The following is a 17391-nucleotide window of genomic DNA, read 5'->3' on the forward strand; positions in this document are numbered from 1 at the left end:
GAGACTCCACAAAAATCTGAATGGCTTTACCGGTTGTAAGTTTGCGAGTGCGATGGTCGGCAAGCAGGCCGCGGTATTCTCCGACATTCAGCAAATTTAGGCATTTACAAATGACTGATTTTGAGTTATTGTTACCCATGCTATGGTCTCCTTCTGTTATGGAGTGGGTAACATGCCTACACCTTAACAATAGGAGATTTTTTTATGAGCAACCAGAAGAATACCAGTAATAGCAACCATATTTAGGATATTTTACAAACAATTTTTCTGTAATTTCTCATGTCAGGTTTGGTGCAACGCTAGTGGGGTTTTTGCTAAAATGTACTCGATTTTTCATTTACATCCCGCCAAACCACCAAACTGAGCTTGATTCTACTCGAAATTTCATCCATAATCCGCTGCATCCCCGGGGGTTCGCTCCAATGTACTCGATTTTTCATATACATTAGGGCTAAACCCCCAAACCAAGGCTAATTATACGCGAAATTTCATACACAATAAGGACAAGACAGAATCGGAACCGATCGGCCAACTCTGCAATGCACGTCGTGGTGCCGTTGTAGGTGGTGCCGTTGTAGGTGGTGCCGTTGTAGGTAGTGTCGTTGTAGGTAGTGTCGTTGTAGGTAATGTCGTTGTTCTTAGTACCTGTTGTACGTGATACCGTTGGATACCGTGGTTCATAGAGTTGTCATTTCGTGCTCTATCCTACATTGTGCGCATGCTTTGCAACCTTAAAAACTGACGCTCAATGCACCGTTGGGTCACTCGGTAGATCAGCATGTGGCCTGACCGCCCGTCGTGCTGCCAGAAACGCGCGCTGGGAGTAGCGCGCGTTAGGAAAGTCATCGATCTATGTTGCCACCTCAACCTCAGCCGAATCAGCCGCACTTCCGTATTAACCACAGGCTTTATTGCAGCCACGCAGTTGCAACTGCTTCTGTGCCGAACTCCCCTCACACCCGCAGTTCAACAGCTTAAGTCGGTCGAAGCTCCACTCGCCCCCACAGTTAACATCTGCAGCACCTGCACCATCCGCCGCCCACAAATACAACTGATCGTTCCCCTCCTACGTCAGTCACAATCCCTATCGTACGTTTACAAATCCTTCACCTTCATCTTCAGATCATTAACCAGTTGCATGGCTTGCAGCGGGGTCATGTTCATTAAATCTGCATTTTTAATGAGGTTAATGATCGTACGAGTTGCCGGGTCTTCCGGCGCCGGAGCTGCCGGCTTCGCTTGAACTGGCGGCTCATCGTCGCCAAACATTGAAAGCTGTACGACCGGCCCAACTTCGCCGGCATCCGACTTAAGCTCAGCCGATGCCGCAGCTTCCGTTGCCCCTGCAGCCGCAGTAGCAGCAGCCTCCGCCAAAGCAGCGCCTGAAGACCCCATAACAGCTTCATCGGTGGCTGCCGTTTCCCGCACTATCGGAGCAGTCTGCTCCTTCACAAGCGGCGAAACCGCCTGCGAAGAAGACCCTGCTGTTGCTGCCGCGTCTGCTGATGCGGTTGCTTTCGCAGGCGCACCTGCAACTGCAACGCTGCTTCCGTCCGCCAACGGACTTTTCTCCTCCAGCTCTTTCAGCAGCCCGTACGCCCGGCCAATGATCTCATCCGGCAGGCCGGCCAGCCGCGCGCAATAGATGCCGTAGCTCGTGTCAGCCGCGCCGGGGATCAGCTTGCGCAAGAAATGCACCTTGTCGCCGCTTTCCTGCACTGCCATGCTGTAGTTGTTCAACCCGCGCAGGCTGTGCTCCAAATAAGCCAACTCATGGAAATGCGTCGACACCAGCGCCTTACAGCCAATCCGGTCGTGGACGTATTCAATCACGGCCTGTGCAATTGCCATCCCTTCGCTGGTCGATGTGCCCCGGCCCAACTCGTCGATGATGATCAAGCTGCGCGGGGTAGCCTTCTCCGTCATGATCTGAATATCGGCCATCTCCACCATAAAGGTACTCTGCCCGCCAATCAGATCATCTGCGGCCCCAATCCGCGTGAAGATGCGATCCACCAGCGGGATTTCCGCTTTAGCTGCAGGGACAAAGCTGCCGATCTGCGCAAGGATGGAAATCAGCGCGACCTGACGCATATACGTACTTTTTCCGGCCATGTTAGGTCCCGTGATCAGCAGGATGCTCGCCTCATCCTTGCGGAGCTCCGTGCTATTAGCGATAAATGCCGTATCTTTCATCACCGCTTCCACCACCGGATGCCGGCCTTGCTCCACGACGAAGTCGTAGCCATCGGTCAGCTTCGGCTTCACAAAGCTGTTGTCCGAGGCTACCTGCGCCAGCGAGCGCAACACATCGATTTCAGCGATTTGCTCAGCCAGCTTCTGCAAGCGAGGGATATCCGCAGCGATCCGTTCACGCAGCTCGTTAAACAGCGTGTATTCCAGATCGACCATCTTCTCCTCAGCTTCGAGAATCAGCGCTTCCTTCTCCTTCAGTTCCGGGGTAACAAAACGTTCTGCATTCGCCAGCGTCTGCTTCCGTTCATACCGCCCTTCCGGCAATGCAGACAGATTGGCGCGCGTCACTTCGATATAATAGCCAAAAACTTTGTTGTAACCGATCTTCAGCGATTTGATCCCCGTTGCTTGCCGTTCAGCCGCTTCCAGCTCGGCGATCCAGCGTTTACCGTTAACGCTGGCTTCGCGAAGCTCGTCCAATCTTGCATGATACCCAGCCTTAATAAGGCCTCCATCCCGCACCGACACTGGCGGTTCGTCAGCGATCGCTGCATCAATCATGTCGGCCAGATCCGCACACTCATCCATTGCCGAAGCAATCCGCTTCAACGTGGTTGAGGCCGAGTCTGCGCACAGCGTCTTGATCGCCGGCACCTGAAGCAGCGACGTTTTGAGGGCGACCAAATCCCGACCGTTCGCATTGCCGAAGGCGACGCGTCCCACCAGCCGCTCTAGATCGTAGATGTCCTGCAAAGCACCGCGCAAATCCTCGCGCAAAATAAACGCGCTGTGCAGATGCTCCACTGCCTCCAGACGTTCCTCGATCCGCGTCTTCTGCAGCAGCGGCTTGTCGATCCAGCGCCGCAACAGCCTGGAGCCCATTGACGTTTCCGTGCGGTCAAGCAGCCACAGCAGCGATCCTTTTTTCGAACGCTCGCGAACCGTCTCAACCAATTCCAGATTCCGTCGTGTAAACGGGTCCAAAATCATAAAATGCTCCGGCTCATAAGCCGATATTTTCGTAAGTTGTCCCAGCGAGCGCTTCTGCGTCTCGCTTAAATAACCGACCAGGACAGCGATATTGTCCCGCCGCTCCGGCTCCAGACGAATCCATTCGGCCTCGCCAAACAGCGATCGTGCCGTATCTTCCTTCGCTTTCGCCCAAGGCGTATACACGACGGGCTTGCTCAGCGGAGCAGCTTGTCCCGCAATCCAATCCAGCAGTTCCTTGTCCCCGATGATTTCCGCCGGGTCGTACAGGCCAATCTCGTCGCGCAGCCACTCTTTGTTCGCCGGCGCCGACGTCGCGTACAGCTCCCCCGTGGACAGGTCACAGGCAGCCAGAGCCATCATCCCCTGCCGTTCAGTGACCGACACGATGTAGTTGTTCGTCCGTTCGCCGACGGTTTTCCCTTCCATGATCGTCCCCGGGGTGATGACCCGGACGATCTCACGCCGAACCATGCCTTTGGTTTGCGACGGGTCCTCCATCTGTTCGCAGATCGCAACTTTGTATCCTTTTTCAATCAAACGATGAATATAATTGTCCGCCGAATGGTAGGGAACACCGCACATTGGAATTTTCTCTTCGGCGCCCCCGTCCCGCCCGGTCAGTGTAATTTCAAGCTCCTTCGCAGCCAGGATTGCATCCTCAAAAAACATTTCATAGAAATCGCCCAGCCGGAAAAACAGAAACGCATCCTGCGCTTCCGCCTTAATCCGTAAATACTGCTCAATCATCGGCGTGTAGGTAGCCATGATTCCCCTCCAATTAACCTAAGCACATTCAGGTCTTTCATAGAATCCTATTATACCAGAAAAGGGCAACCCGGTTATGAAGGATTTTGCAATTTCCAGGCGGGGCGAATATCCACAGATTCGTCCCAGACATAGCCGGACTGAATGGCATTCAGTAAAGGTTCGATATATCCCTGATATCGCGTATAGTCGGGAACTTCATGGATATCGGCGATCAGGCGGGGTAACGCTTCGCGAAGCGGTTGCTTTCTGCCGGTGTAAAACGCCGTCCAAACCGCCTCCTTCTCCAACGGTCGTGCCTTTAAGCGTTCCGCATGCTCGATAATGAAGCGCGCCAATGCCACGACCCCTTTGGTGACGAGCGGAGAGATTAGGAAGCTAGGTAAGGTGCGATATTCGAAGCCGCCGTACTCCTTGAACCGAAAATCGCCGAGAAACCCGTACTTCGGTCTACGTGGCGCACTTCGGGGATCCTCCAGTAGAGCCAGCGGCAGCGCCAGGTAATTGTCGAGCGTCCGCAGCAACTCTGGAGTTAACGACACTCCGCTGAAATGCAGGTGTCCGCCCAACGGAAAACCGCGTTGCGGCATCGCCCCCGCCTGCCAGATCAGCCCTTGATCTTCGATGGAAGCTCGGGCTTCATGAAATGCGCGCAGCAAATGAACGACAACATCGCGCGGTTCCTTGCCGGGGCGCGGCCTTAGCTCTGCCAGCGGAAATATCCGCTGCCCGCGATATCGCAACACATCGCAGCCCGCTTCCCCATGAAAGTGCAAGAAACGGGAAGCCGGAATCACTTTCCCATGGGCACGATCAAACAGCAAAAACTCGGGGTCCATCCCAATCAACCGCTCTGTCGGTGAGTCCAGCAGCTTCTCCTGTTCCTCCAGGGTATCTCGCATCGCCTGGGCGATGGCCTTGGTTGCCGCGCTGCCGAGGTCCGAGATTGGGGTGATGGAATCCACCGTAAATTTCCCCTCTTCCCCGGCCGAGATCACCACTTCACCAAAATCAAGTCCCACGGCGTATAGCGCCCGAACCGCCGTGTTCGTCAGGCGTTTATAAAGCGGTGACTCCGGGGACAAGGCTTCCCCCAAGAGCGGGAGCGTAAGCCCCGCTTTACCAAGCGGACGTACCTCCCAGGCCCGCAAGTGGAATACCGTAACGGCATAGCGGCGGAGATATGACGCAGTAGTGCTTGCAGCTGTTTGAGCGGTTCTTGCCTCAGGCGTTGGCTTCAGCCCAGCGGTTTCGAGCCGGCGCCGCCAGTCTTCCAGCGAGTGTGTCGGCCGTCCCAACACGATTTCCTGGACCCGGCCGCCCCAATACGCTTCCTCGCGTCCGTAGTAAATCCATTGGGAATCGTCTGCAGCGGTTCGTACGAGCCGCCTTCCCGAAGCGGCACCTGCCCCCGCTGACTTCCTGCCGAAACTCGAAGATGTACGCGATAACGCTCTGCTGGATGATTCCGGTCCTTTCAACACCCGGTAGGGTCCGCCCAAACGTTCCAACGCCTGCAGCAGCCGAGCTTTAAATGTGCTGGAGCCCAGACGCATTTTTAGTACGAGGTGCTCATCCTTCACCACTGAGTTCATCCCCCGTCTTCGATAGAGGTATTATTCAAAAATAAAAACAAAAAGAGGGCAGCCGCCCTCTTCGACGACGCCCCTGCCGCATATGCTACAGTGTACACTGAAACTGTTGATACTTACCCCTTTGCCTACTTGCTTCCTGATCGAATTACAGTTCGTCGTCGAGGAGATCCGGATCCAAATCTTCATAATCGCCGAGCTCGGAGCCGAAATCGTAGTCCTTGTCATCAATGCCGCTGTTCGGCACGACCAGCACGTTCAACTTCGTTTCGGCAACCAGTTCCACCGCGAATTCGCGTTCCACCCGAATGGATACGCGGCCGTCTCCCGATACGGTGGCTTCGACGGTGCTCGGTTCCTGCGTGGCTTCTGCGGACACTTCCACCGTCGACGAACGGTGTCTGGAATCCAAGTAGTTCAGCGGTACATTCTCAACATACGATACCGTTTCTTTAGCGACCTCGGTCTGCGAGTTCTTGTCGTACGAATACCAGATGTTAATATCGTAAGTACCAATAACTTCAATTCCGTCTCCCGCTGCGACCGCTTCGTACTGGTGGTTGATGATCCAGGCCCCCAGGATGCTCGACGGTTTATGAGGGGGAGTCACGGTATGTGTTACGGTAGAGAACTTACGACCTTTGCCGCAGATCGCTTTCGTGATGATCTCTCTACTTTGATATTTCAATGACATGTTAGAACCTCCTCCATACATCATTCAATACAAGTGTATGCAGGACATTCGTCTAGGGTGACAACTATTTTATTGACGCCTGTTTTCGTTTTGCTCCCCGTTTTTCCGCGATTCGTGGAATGGGAGCCTTATTTTTTTTGGAGACAGCTAGATATAAGGAAAGTTCTCGGCATAACTGCAAAATGGCTGAACGCATTTCAAATTCCTCACGGGTTGAAGGCATTTCCATTTTCTTGAACTCCTCCTCCAGCTCCGCGAGCATCTGCTCGGTAATCCCCGTATATTCCTCTTGATTCACATCTACGCTAAGCCGATCAAACAATACAGCCACAAATTCGCCTTGCGGGATCCGATGGTACACCTGCGAAATCAGCTCCAGCATCCCTTCGATCCGGCTTAACTGTTCTTTGCGCATGATAAAATACGCCGTCCAGGCCTCGTTGGGCGAGATCATCTGGTTCTCGGCTGCCCGCTTCGCGAGCGCATAACCCTCGTCGATCTTTCGGGCCGCATCGGTGATCTCCTTGCCATCCCATAAGCGGTAGGGATCACGCAACGAAGCGGCAATCTCCTGAAATATGCCGGAAAACAAAGCATCCACCTCACGCCGAGTTTCCAGCAGCTTGTCTTCCGTTTTGGGCATGTACAGAAAATTGACAACCATGGCCGAACCCAACCCAATGATCAGCAGCTCCACCTGGATTAACAGCACGTGCCAGGAGATCTCCCCGCCGCTAAATACGCGGAACACGACAACGGAGCTGGTCACAATCCCTTCCTTGAAGCCCGCGCGAGCGATCAATGGGAAAGCGACGAGGATGTAAATGGCCAGCACCCAAATATGAAACCCGAGGAAGTAGAAGATGCCAAAAGCAAGCAACAACCCCAAAGTTGAAGCAAAAAAACGTGCCGTTATCGATGCCAGGCTGCGCTTGCGGGTGACGTCGACCCCTAAAATCGCCAGCAGTCCCGCCGAATTGGCACCAGGCACCCCTAAGGCATCCGCAATAAATATTGCCATTAACGTGGCAATGGCCGTTTTGATGACTCGAAAACCCATGAATTCTCACCCTTTTTGTCGAAAGCGATCTATGAAAATATCCTACTTGATTTTCGGAATCCAAACAATCCCATTTCTCCTGATCTGATCGAACGGGATCATGCTGCAAAGCGACCTTGCACAACAATGATCCGTGAAATCCTCATTCGAAATTCGAATGGTCGCAGGCCGTTTTGATCACCGACCACGGACCGGCAGGGTAACGTCAACACAAGTCGGACTCCAAGAGCTGCAAAGACTGTCCCTTGCTTGAGGAGTGCACCTGAACAAGCAAAAGGGCCTGACCCTACATGCCTGGCACAGGACAGCAAAGAAGAAGATCGCCAACTACCTGACCAAGCTGGCCGGATAGGGCGATCTTCCTGTTTTCTTAAATAATTAGAATCAGAACTGTCTTGCATTGATATTAAGTTTGTATTTATCCCCAGTTTTATTATAGATATAAACTTCCCAATCTCCGGATAATCCATTACCTAACATATCTTCAAAGCTTATTGTTTTTTGACTTCCTCCCTTTAATTCATAACCATCTGTAATTTTCAGACCATTACGGCTGATATCAATAAAGACAGATGAAGAAGCATTATTTTTAACCCAAACGTTCAAATAGATACCATTTTCGGGCGCTGTAGTAAATTTACCAGTATATGCCGAAGAACCTGTATGAGTGACATTATTAATGAGATGCGCATCCATTGGATAGAACATGTTGTCATCAATAATTGTAGGTTTAATGTTTGATACTTCTTCCGTAGCTGACAATGACACCACAGATTGAGCGGATACCGGAGCAACATTTTCAGACGCAGATGCAACCGGGGCAAGAGATAACAAAGCCGATGCGATCAAAACAGCTGATACCTTTGTTTTCTTCACAGACTTGTAAACCTCCAAAAAAAATTCTAATTTATGTAAATAAACGGTTTGTGTAGATATCATACAATATTAGCCAATTCTGGCGGTTACGTTTTTTTCATTTTTAAGAAACCGAAGTTTATACTTTTCTATATTTCCCTCTTTTTTCTTAGTTTTAAGTTGTTTATTGACCAGTGAACTTGTTCCTAACGCGATAATTCAACATATGCCAGCCCACGGTGCGCTTATTTTGACTTTTGATTTCCTGATAATGGGGAAATCTTGTAGGGAGCGTTACCGCTCCCTTACCAGCTTCCGCTCGATATAAACGACCATCTGGTACATCGCCGTCGCCACGATGGCGATGATGACCAGGCTCGACAGCACCAGGGTGAAGTTAAACACTTGAAACCCGTAGACGATCAGGTAACCAAGACCGATTTTGGCTACGAGGAATTCTCCAACGATAACCCCGACCCAAGCCATCCCTACGTTCACCTTCAGCGTAGATACGATGGTTGGGAACGAAGCCGGCAGAATTACCTTCAAAAATACATCGCGTCGGCTCCCCCCAAACGTGCGAATCACCTTCACAAAGTTCGCGTCGACTTCGTTGAAGCTGTTAAAGACGACAAGGGTGGTCACAATCACCGTAATCGATAACGTCGTAACCACAATTGCTGTGAAGCCAGCACCAAAGAGGACGATAAAGATCGGGCCCAGCGCCACCTTCGGCATACTGTTAAACACGACCATGTAAGGATCCAGCACACGCGATAGAAACGGCGACCACCAAATCAGCACAGCTAGCAATGTGCCTATCAGCGTTCCCAGCAGGAAGCCTACCGCTGTCTCGCCAACCGTCATCGCCAGATGCGGCCACAATTCTCCGCTCAGCGCATCCTTTACGATCTGTCGTCCTACCTTGGACGGGTAGCTGAAGATCAGCACATCAATCCATTTCAGTTGGCCTGCCAGCTCCCATAATCCTACAAACAATACGAGGATCAAGGTCTGCACACTCAATACGTAACGACTCATTCGCCGTTTGCGTTTGCGGTGTTGCAGCCATTTCTCCTGCAGCCAGTCTTCTGAAGCGGCCGGTTTTGTCACAGGCGGTGCCAATGGCTATCCCTCCTCCCTTTCCGACGTCTCCAGATCGCGCCAGATTTCATGGAATAGTTCATTAAAGCCTTCGGCCTCCCGGGCATAAAACGGTTGAGCTTTCCGGATATTTTTCGGAATCTCGTACATGCTGCGAATTCGGCCTGGTCGGGGCGCCAGCACGATCACCCGATCGCTGACCGCAATCGCCTCCGATAGATCGTGGGTCACCAGTACCCCCGTTTTCTTCCGCTGCTTTAGCGTCCCCCACACCAAATCCTCAAGCTGCAGCTTTGTTTGGTAGTCCAGCGCCGAGAAGGGCTCATCCAGCAGCAACAGCTCCGGATCGGTCGCCAGCGTTCGCACAAGGGCCACCCGTTGACGCATTCCGCCCGACAGCTGATGGGGATACAAGTCCGCGGTATCGCCAAGCCCCATTTCGGCCAGCAATGCCCGCGCGTGCTCCACTCCTTCCGGCGTTAACCTTCCGGTCAGCTCCAACCCCAGCACGGTATTGCTCAGAATCGTCCGCCACGGGAACAAATAGTCCTGCTGCAACATATAACCCACTTGCGGAGTAGGGCCCGTTACCGGTTTGCCGTGCAGGAGCACCTCTCCTCGAGATGGGGCTAACAGACCAGCCATGACGGAAAGAAGCGTGGTCTTTCCGCAACCGCTGGGACCAACCAAACTGATGAATTCGCCAGGCTCTACCGCTAAGTTCATCCCTTGCAAGGCGAGGACGGCCTCCCGGTCCGTCACGTAGACCAGATCTAGGTTTTTTAGTTCCACGACAGATGGCAAAAGCGCTCACGCTCCTTTTCCGTTCACGTTCATGTTATTTGACGGAGTTGACGACTTTCTCGGCAAAGCTGTTATCCACCAGCTTATTGGCTTCTACCCGTTCATTGAGTTCTCCGGCGCTTTCCATCACATCAAGCAGGTTGTTCCAGGCATCCTCTGCCAAAGCCGGCGTTTCTGCATAACTTCCCTGCTCCTGGTACCGCTTGATCGAGCTGACCAAGATCTCCATGTCCGTATCTTTGAAATATGGCGCAACCGTCTCAGCGATTTCTTCCGGCGTATGCGATTGAACCCAGCGCTGGGCTTTATGAATCGCATTCGTAAATTTCTGAACGATTTCCGAGTGTTCGTTGATATAGCTCTGCTTGGTCATAAATACCGTATAAGGCAGCCTTCCGCTCTCCGTACCAAAGGAAGCGACGACATATCCTTTCCCTTCCTTCTCCACGATGGAGGCTTGAGGTTCAAACAGTTGAACGAATTGTCCCGTTCCCGATATGAATGCAGCCGTGATGTTGGCGAAGTCCACATTCTGGATTAACTCCAGATCCTGATGCGGATCGATTCCATGCTTGCGCAGGGTGAACTCGCCCGCCATTTGCGGCATGCCTCCTTTTCTTTGACCCAGAAAGACGCTCCCCTTCAGCATCTCCCAATCAAATTCGGCGGAGTCCCGGGCAACCAGGAAGGTACCGTCGGTTTGCGTCAATTGGGCAAAGTTGATCACTGGATCTGTAGAGCCTTGCTGGTATACGTAAATCGACGTCTCCGCTCCGACTAGTGCCACGTCGATGGCTCCGGACAGCAGCGCCGTCATCGTTTTGTCACCACCCGCTGTTGTTTGCAGCTCCACGTCCAATCCTTCTTCTTTAAAGAAGCCTTTTTCCAATGCGACGTACTGAGGGGCATAAAATACGGAACGGGTAACTTCCCCGATTCTGACCTTTTGTGCTTTGCCGCTTCCTCCGCAAGCGCTAAGTGCTGCGGTTAGGAGGACGATGAGCGTAATCCATAACCCCTTTCTCACGTTGTTCATGCCATTCACCTCTCCTTCTAAATGGGGTTTCATAGCCAATCGTTGTCTATCGGTTGGCCAGAAGATACTAAATACTATGCGATAGCCTAACAAAAGGTTAAGCCGTGCCGGGCCACTCCAAGTTTGATGCACAAAAAAAGCCGCCCCTAAGCACGGATGAATCCGCCTTAGGGACAGCTGTTGATCGATATCGCTTTAGATGCCGTAAATGCTTTTGAATTTTTGCTCCAAATAATCTGCAAGATAGTCCGGGTTTAGCTCCTCGCCGGTGACCGCAAGGATCAACTCGGACGGTTTGCGGCTCTTGCCGTATTTGTAGATTTTGTCAGTCAGCCATTCCTTGATGGGCTGGAAGTTGCCTTCGGCGACGAGCTCTTCAAATTGCGGCAGCTCTTTCCGCAGCGTATTGGCGATTTGGGCAGCATACATGTTGCCAAGCGCATAGGATGGGAAGTACCCAAACAGACCGGCCGACCAGTGTACGTCCTGCAGAACGCCAAGCCCGTCGTTAGGCGGAGTCAAGCCGAGATAGTCGCGGTATTTCTCATTCCAGACTTTCGGCAGCTCGCTGACCGGCAACCCTTCATTAAAGAGCATCTTCTCAATCTCATAACGGATAATAATATGCAAGTTATAAGTCAGCTCATCCGCTTCAATCCGGATTAAGGAGTTCTCTACACGATTGATGCCGCGGAAGAACTGCTCCGGCGTAACCCCTTGAAGCTGTTCTGGAAAATGCTGCTGCAACTCGCCGAAATACCGTTGCCAGAATTGCAGGCTGCGCCCAACGAAGTTCTCCCAGAAACGGGACTGGGACTCATGGATCCCCATCGACGTTCCTTGGCCCAGCGGCGTTCCAGCCAGCTCTTTCGATACGTTCTGCTCGTAAAGCGCATGCCCGCCTTCATGCAAGGAACTGAAGATGGCACTGGCGACATCATCCTGCTTGTAGTTCGTAGTGATCCGCACGTCGCCATGGTTGATCGTGGTTTGGAACGGGTGAACCGTTTCGTCAATCCGTCCGGCTTCAAAATCGTAGCCGATTTGTTTGAGCAGGAACCGGCTAAACTTCGCTTGCTGCTGGTTATCATACAGCTGGTTCAGGAATGGAGCTTCCGGCTTATTTTTCGCTCCAGCTACCGCCTCAACCAAGGGAACGAGTCGATCGCGCAGCTGGCCAAAAACTTGATCGAGTTTCTCCGTAGTCAGGTCCGGTTCATACATATGTAGTAACGTATCATAACGCGTAGCCTTCGGACCCCAGTAGTCGATAAACTCCTGAATCTTTGCCACAATTTTCGTTAAATAAGGCTCGAATCCGGCAAAATCGCTGTTCTCCTTAAAGTCTTCCCACACCGTTTCAGCATGGGCCGTCAGCTCTGTATATTCGCGGAATTTCTGCGGCGGAATCTTGACGCTTCTGTCGTATTCCTCCTGCACATCGAGCACCATCCGGCGCTTCACGTCATCCAATTCCTCCAGGACGGCAGGCTGGTTTAAATAAGCTAAATACTCGCCCATCTCGGCTGACGTTTGCAGCTTAAAGGCTTCCGTGGACAACAAACCAATGGTCGCTGCCCGAGTCTCCGCCCCTTTGCGCGGTGCACCGGTGCGTAAATCCCAGTTCATCAGAGATACCGCTTCCCCGTATGCATGAATCTTCTGCAGAAGCTCCCGAAAGAGCTCCCATTTCTCAACCGTTTCCTGTTTCATGACAACTCCCGCCTTTACTGGTGAAATATAGTTGCTACTCTTGATGATACTTTTAACTAAACGTATAATCAAATTTTAAGTAGACGAATTCGCAAATTGAAATATTACTTTCAAGAAAAGGAGTTGCCTCTCCCTATGAAAATTACGCTTAACGCAGCGGCCAAAAAACTGATCGACGACAAATTGGCTGGCCAGCCTGGCTTGCTCCGCCTCGTCTACGATACGGAAAACTGCGGCTGCGGCATGAGCGGCGTTCCCGTATTGAATATCGTATCTGAGCCAGGACCCTACGATATTCCTATGGACAATGAAGCCTACCCATTTTGGATTGACAAAATGCAGGCTGTTTTTTTTGAGGAGGAGTTGTCCCTGAAAGGCGAAGATGCAACCGGGACATTCCGCTTGGATGGGCCTTCCCAGTTCTACAAATCCAATATTCCATTGGTTGACCGCCGGTAATTCGCGGATATGTGCCAACAGCAGACAAGGAGGCAATAACATGAATCAATTAGAGTCGATACTGGAGTTCAACCGCAAATTTGTCGAGGAGAAGGAATACGAGAAATATGTTACGGATAAATTTCCGGAGAAGAAAATGGCGATCGTGACCTGCATGGATACGCGGCTCGTCGAACTACTCCCGAAAGCGATGAACCTGCGCAACGGTGATGTGAAGCTGATCAAGAACGCTGGTGCCATCATCTCTCAGCCTTTTGGAAGCGTCATGCGTAGTCTTCTTGTTGCGATCTACGAACTGCATGCTCAGGAAGTCTTTATCGTGGGTCATACTGGCTGCGGGATGGCTGCGCTCAATTCGGACCGGATGATTGGTTCCATGCGGGAGAGAGGCATCAGCGATGACACGCTGAACACGATCGAAAACTCCGGCATTAAGCTAAACAAATGGCTGCGCGGTTTCGATAACGAGAAGGAAGGGATTATTCGGACCGTCAATATTGTCAAGAAACACCCGCTCCTTCCTGCTGATGTTCCGGTTCACGGGTTATTGATTGATTCGACGACAGGCGAACTGGAGCTGGTTATTGACGGGTACCAGCCTCTTCCGAAATAAGTCCGACACGACTGGAGTTTACCTGCATCTATGGGAAAGGAATGGAACAGAGAGATGACGTATAATTTCGACGAACGTGTGCCGCGAAAAGGAACCTACTCCGAGAAATGGGATACTGGACAGGAGCTGTTTGGGGATCCAGACGTATTGCCTTTGTGGGTAGCGGACATGGATTTCCGTTGTGCACCAGCCATTGTCCAAGCCGTCACGGAACGGGCCAAGCTGGGGATTTACGGCTATACTTCCCGGCCTAAAGAATATCTGGAGGCGATCACCGGTTGGCTGGAGCGCCGTCATAACTGGAACGTTCATCCGTCCTGGTTGACCGACACTCCCGGCGTCGTACCAGCGCTTAGCGTAGCTGTACAGGTATTAACCGAGCCAGGAGATCGGGTGATCCTGCAATCCCCGGTCTATAATCCGTTCTATGATGTGATCCGCAACAATGGCCGTGAAGTTGCCGAAAATCCGTTGATTCTCAAGGATGGACGTTACCGGATGGACTACGATCATCTGGAATCGTTGATGCAAGACGGAGCGAAGCTGTTGCTGTTGTGCAGCCCCCATAATCCCGGCGGACGGGTCTGGACCCGGGAGGAGCTGGAACGGGTTGGCGAGTTGTGTCTGAACTATGGTGTGAAGGTCGTCTCGGACGAAATTCACAGCGATTTGGTCTTCGCCGAATACCGTCATGTGCCGTTTGCCTCGATGTCCGAAGCCCTGGCGGGAATTACGATTACCTGCGCGGCTCCTTCCAAGACGTTTAACATCCCTGGACTCGCGACAGCTTATACGATTATTCCCAACGTGGCTATCCGTAAGCAATTTAGCGAACGGATCAAAGCCCAAGCCATCGGTTCGCTGAATTTTTTTGGCCCTACCGCGACAATCGCAGCGTATACGCAAAGTGAAGAATGGCTTGATGCCGTCCTGATCTATATTCGTGCCAACCGTGACTTCGCCGTCGCCTATCTCGCCGAACATCTGCCAGCGGTGGTCCCTGTTCTATCCGAAGGAACCTACTTATTATGGCTGGATTGCCGTGCACTCGGATGGAAGAAAGCCGAGATGAAGCAAGTGATGTATAAAGAAGCAAAAATCGCCTTTACCGAAGGTTCCATCTACGGCCAGAACGGCGAAGGGTTCCTGCGGATCAACCTGGCGTGTCCACGCTCGTTGCTGGAGGAAGCTCTGGAACGCTTTTGCACAGCCGTTGCTGCTCATCATGCTTGATGGCCAGTATCATGAAATCAGCGTAAACATATCAAGCCGGAAGACGATAAGTCTTCCGGCTTATTTTTTTATGCTCTTCTCATGTAAGCGCGCACCGTCATCGGTGCAAATACCGCTACAATCACGGCTGCTCCAAAGAGCGAGCTCAGCATATCCCCACCGATGGTTCCATGGTTCACCAGTTCCCGTACCGCTGTCACCAAATGCGAAATCGGATTGATGTTTGCAAACCATTGCAGCCATTTCGGCATCGTTTCAACTGGAACAAACGCATTGGACAGGAACGTTAATGGAAACAACACGATCATGGATATGCCTTGTACGCTGGATGCCGTTCGTGCGATGACGCCAAAGAAAGCAAAGATCCAGCTAACTGCCCAGGAACATACGATCACCAGCAACGCTGCTAGCACGACATTACCCAATCCTCCATCTGGACGAAGTCCCATGATGTAACCCATGGCAAACGTCAGCACCGTTGCAATCGTATATCGGACGGTATCGGCCAGCAGGGCGCCGGCTAATGGCGCAATCCGCGCGATTGGCAGCGACTTAAAGCGGTCGAAGACGCCCTTCTCCATATCCTCGCGCAGCTGTACGCCCGTAACGACAGAAGTAGAAATGACGGTTTGCACCAAAATCCCTGGAATAATCACCGGCAAGTAGCTCATCACATCCCCCGAGATCGCTCCGCCAAAAATATACGTAAACATCAGTGTAAAAATAATCGGCTGAAACGTCACATCAAATAATTGCTCCGGTGTCCGCTTGATTTTTAACAATCCTCGATACGCCATGGTCAACGAGTGATGAAGTGATTGTCGGAAGTTCGTTTGATTCTTTAGAGGCTGTACGGCCTTCGCATTAATATCCGCATGATTCATGCAATGACCCCCTTCTGATCAAGAACATACGCCTGTGGATCTGCAGTGTTCTCTTCAACACCCCGCCCGGTCAGTGTTAAGAAGACTTCATCCAGCGTTGGCTTCTGAACGCTTAATTCCGCCAAATCCACGCCTGCTTCACGCAAAGCGATCAATAGATCAGTCACCAGATCAGCCTCCGCCATTGGGGCGGTAATTTTCCCTGCCTCTGCTGTGAGGGTGGAAGGCACTTTCAGCACCCGCTCCACAATTTGGCGAGTTGCTGTCAAATGAAGCGGATCCTTAATTCTTAACTGCAACGACGAAGCCCCTACCGACGTCTTTAACTCATCGACTGTGCCTTCTGCGATGACCTGTCCGCGATCAATAACGGCGATCCGGTCTGCCAGTTGGTCAGCTTCATCCAGGTACTGAGTGGTTAACAACACCGTTGATCCAGTCGCCACAAGACGGCGAATCGTCTCCCACATCTGCGAGCGCGTCCGCGGATCCAGCCCGGTTGTCGGTTCATCCAGGAAGATCAGCGGCGGCTGGGCAATCAGGCTCGCGGCCAAATCCAGCCGCCGGCGCATTCCGCCAGAGAAGTGCTTCAGCGGGCGCTTGGCCGCTTCCGACAAGCCGAACTCCTCCAGCAGCTCTGCCGCTTTCCGGCGAGCCTCGCTGCGCCCCAAGCCTAACAGCCTGGAGAAGATTATGAGATTTTCCGTAGCACTCAGCGTTTCGTCCACCGAGGCGTACTGTCCGGTCACCCCGATCAACTGACGGACGATATGCTGCTCTTTGACAACATCGTGTCCAAAAATGCGGGCGGAACCCGCATCGGGACGCAGCAAAGTCGCCAGCATACGAATCGTCGTTGTTTTTCCCGCTCCATTGGGTCCCAGAACGCCATATATCATCCCGCTCCCCACCTGCAAATTCACTCCATCAACCGCACGGTTCGTTCCAAATATTTTCACGAGTCCCTCAGCCTCAATCGCCGGCTTACTTGCGCCGCCCGTGAAAGCGGAAGTTTTCGTCATCATCGATGATGTCCTCCTATCCTTCAACCAATTTGTTTTACAGTTAGGAGAGTAACGGAGGTAGTTAAACTGAATTTAAACAATCATAACCACCCGTCCAACGGGTGGTTTGCTCTTGGGGTATAACCCCTTGTTGCCAAACTGCGCCTAAAGACGCTAGCCTGACAATAAAATTGTTCAGGCTCAGTGTTTTTGTCACTTTCACTTACCAGTTAAACTGGTTTACTTTTTCTTGCTACCGTTTCTGCTAAATGGATCTTCATACTCTTTGACGCTCAGTTTATCGATTGCCTGGTCATGTGCTTCCTGCTCGCGGATATACTTTGCGACAGTGGCCTCATTCAAGCCCACTGTGCTTACGTAGTATC

14 protein-coding genes and 1 pseudogene are annotated in these 17391 nt (G+C 52.0%); 3 read left to right on the forward strand and 12 right to left on the reverse strand.

The features are described 5' to 3' along the window. Nucleotides 1-1095 precede the first annotated feature (1095 nt). The 9 genes from mutS to M891_RS0120680 form a co-directional block, all read right to left on the reverse strand. Nucleotides 1096-3954 (reverse strand): DNA mismatch repair protein MutS, encoded by a 2859-nt coding sequence (mutS, locus tag M891_RS0120640; RefSeq protein ID WP_028540108.1) that lies wholly within the window; start codon nucleotides 3952-3954, stop codon nucleotides 1096-1098. Between the two features lie 74 nt (nucleotides 3955-4028). Beyond that, a complete protein-coding gene (locus M891_RS0120645) occupies nucleotides 4029-5537 on the reverse strand; it encodes a putative amidoligase domain-containing protein (protein ID WP_232228386.1) in 1509 nt (502 codons plus the stop codon). A gap of 157 nt (nucleotides 5538-5694) precedes the next feature. Further along, nucleotides 5695-6240, reverse strand: coding sequence for an outer spore coat protein CotE (gene cotE, locus M891_RS0120650; RefSeq protein ID WP_016312022.1), 546 nt, complete (start codon nucleotides 6238-6240; stop codon nucleotides 5695-5697). A gap of 64 nt (nucleotides 6241-6304) precedes the next feature. Then, nucleotides 6305-7300: an aromatic acid exporter family protein gene (locus tag M891_RS0120655; RefSeq protein ID WP_028540110.1), complete on the reverse strand. Its 996-nt coding sequence runs from the start codon at nucleotides 7298-7300 to the stop codon at nucleotides 6305-6307. 384 nt (nucleotides 7301-7684) lie between these two features. Then, entirely contained in the window at nucleotides 7685-8176 is a 492-nt protein-coding gene (locus M891_RS0120660) for a hypothetical protein (RefSeq protein ID WP_028540111.1), read from the reverse strand. Between the two features lie 273 nt (nucleotides 8177-8449). Then, nucleotides 8450-9196, reverse strand: coding sequence for an ABC transporter permease (locus tag M891_RS0120665; RefSeq protein WP_232228388.1), 747 nt, complete (start codon nucleotides 9194-9196; stop codon nucleotides 8450-8452). An 87-nt stretch (nucleotides 9197-9283) separates the two neighbouring features. Further along, a complete protein-coding gene (locus M891_RS0120670; protein WP_028540113.1) occupies nucleotides 9284-10063 on the reverse strand; it encodes an ABC transporter ATP-binding protein in 780 nt (259 codons plus the stop codon). A gap of 34 nt (nucleotides 10064-10097) precedes the next feature. Further along, entirely contained in the window at nucleotides 10098-11099 is a 1002-nt protein-coding gene (locus tag M891_RS0120675) for an ABC transporter substrate-binding protein (RefSeq protein WP_028540114.1), read from the reverse strand. Nucleotides 11100-11294: 195 nt separating this feature from the next. After that, entirely contained in the window at nucleotides 11295-12812 is a 1518-nt protein-coding gene (locus tag M891_RS0120680) for a carboxypeptidase M32 (RefSeq protein WP_028540115.1), read from the reverse strand. Nucleotides 12813-12947: 135 nt separating this feature from the next. Between M891_RS0120680 and M891_RS0120685 the strand changes: the two genes are divergently transcribed. Genes M891_RS0120685 through M891_RS0120695 form a run of 3 tightly spaced genes read left to right on the forward strand, consistent with a single transcriptional unit; the run spans nucleotide 12948 to nucleotide 15117 of the window. Then, on the forward strand, nucleotides 12948-13271 hold the full coding sequence (locus M891_RS0120685) for an iron-sulfur cluster biosynthesis family protein (RefSeq protein ID WP_028540116.1): 324 nt from the start codon (nucleotides 12948-12950) through the stop codon (nucleotides 13269-13271). Nucleotides 13272-13311: 40 nt separating this feature from the next. Further along, nucleotides 13312-13884 (forward strand): beta-class carbonic anhydrase, encoded by a 573-nt coding sequence (locus M891_RS0120690; RefSeq protein WP_028540117.1) that lies wholly within the window; start codon nucleotides 13312-13314, stop codon nucleotides 13882-13884. Between the two features lie 30 nt (nucleotides 13885-13914). Further along, nucleotides 13915-15117 carry a MalY/PatB family protein gene (locus tag M891_RS0120695; RefSeq protein WP_232228387.1) on the forward strand — a complete coding sequence of 401 codons (1203 nt, stop codon included), beginning with the start codon at nucleotides 13915-13917 and terminating at the stop codon, nucleotides 15115-15117. A 68-nt stretch (nucleotides 15118-15185) separates the two neighbouring features. Here M891_RS0120695 and M891_RS0120700 read toward each other — a convergent pair whose 3' ends face one another. From M891_RS0120700 to M891_RS25095, 3 genes and pseudogenes are all read right to left on the reverse strand, one after another. Further along, the gene (locus M891_RS0120700) at nucleotides 15186-16001 is read right to left on the reverse strand and encodes an ABC transporter permease (RefSeq protein WP_028540119.1); all 816 of its coding nucleotides are present in this window, start codon (nucleotides 15999-16001) and stop codon (nucleotides 15186-15188) included. Further along, nucleotides 15998-17026, reverse strand: a complete 1029-nt coding sequence (locus M891_RS0120705) for a daunorubicin resistance protein DrrA family ABC transporter ATP-binding protein (RefSeq protein WP_028540120.1) — start codon at nucleotides 17024-17026, stop codon at nucleotides 15998-16000. The genes M891_RS0120700 and M891_RS0120705 overlap by 4 nt, the downstream gene beginning before the upstream one ends. A 219-nt stretch (nucleotides 17027-17245) precedes the next feature. Then, nucleotides 17246-17391, reverse strand: a pseudogene (locus M891_RS25095) (IS200/IS605 family transposase); the annotation flags it as partial.

This window comes from Paenibacillus sp. J14, assembly GCF_000518465.1.
Taxonomy (GTDB): Bacteria; Bacillota; Bacilli; order Paenibacillales; family Paenibacillaceae; genus Fontibacillus; species Fontibacillus barengoltzii.

Excerpts from the sequence above, each read along its gene's own strand:
- mutS (WP_028540108.1), bottom strand. The coding sequence starts at position 3,954 with ATGGCTACCTACACGCCGATGATTGAGCAGTATTTACGGATTAAGGCG.
- M891_RS0120675 (WP_028540114.1), bottom strand. The coding sequence starts at position 11,099 with ATGAACAACGTGAGAAAGGGGTTATGGATTACGCTCATCGTCCTCCTA.
- M891_RS0120665 (WP_232228388.1), bottom strand. The coding sequence starts at position 9,196 with ATGAGTCGTTACGTATTGAGTGTGCAGACCTTGATCCTCGTATTGTTT.
- cotE (WP_016312022.1), bottom strand. The coding sequence starts at position 6,240 with ATGTCATTGAAATATCAAAGTAGAGAGATCATCACGAAAGCGATCTGC.
- M891_RS0120705 (WP_028540120.1), bottom strand. The coding sequence starts at position 17,026 with ATGATGACGAAAACTTCCGCTTTCACGGGCGGCGCAAGTAAGCCGGCG.
- M891_RS0120655 (WP_028540110.1), bottom strand. The coding sequence starts at position 7,300 with ATGGGTTTTCGAGTCATCAAAACGGCCATTGCCACGTTAATGGCAATA.
- M891_RS0120680 (WP_028540115.1), bottom strand. The coding sequence starts at position 12,812 with ATGAAACAGGAAACGGTTGAGAAATGGGAGCTCTTTCGGGAGCTTCTG.
- M891_RS0120685 (WP_028540116.1), top strand. The coding sequence starts at position 12,948 with ATGAAAATTACGCTTAACGCAGCGGCCAAAAAACTGATCGACGACAAA.
- M891_RS0120690 (WP_028540117.1), top strand. The coding sequence starts at position 13,312 with ATGAATCAATTAGAGTCGATACTGGAGTTCAACCGCAAATTTGTCGAG.
- M891_RS0120695 (WP_232228387.1), top strand. The coding sequence starts at position 13,915 with ATGGGAAAGGAATGGAACAGAGAGATGACGTATAATTTCGACGAACGT.
- M891_RS0120700 (WP_028540119.1), bottom strand. The coding sequence starts at position 16,001 with ATGAATCATGCGGATATTAATGCGAAGGCCGTACAGCCTCTAAAGAAT.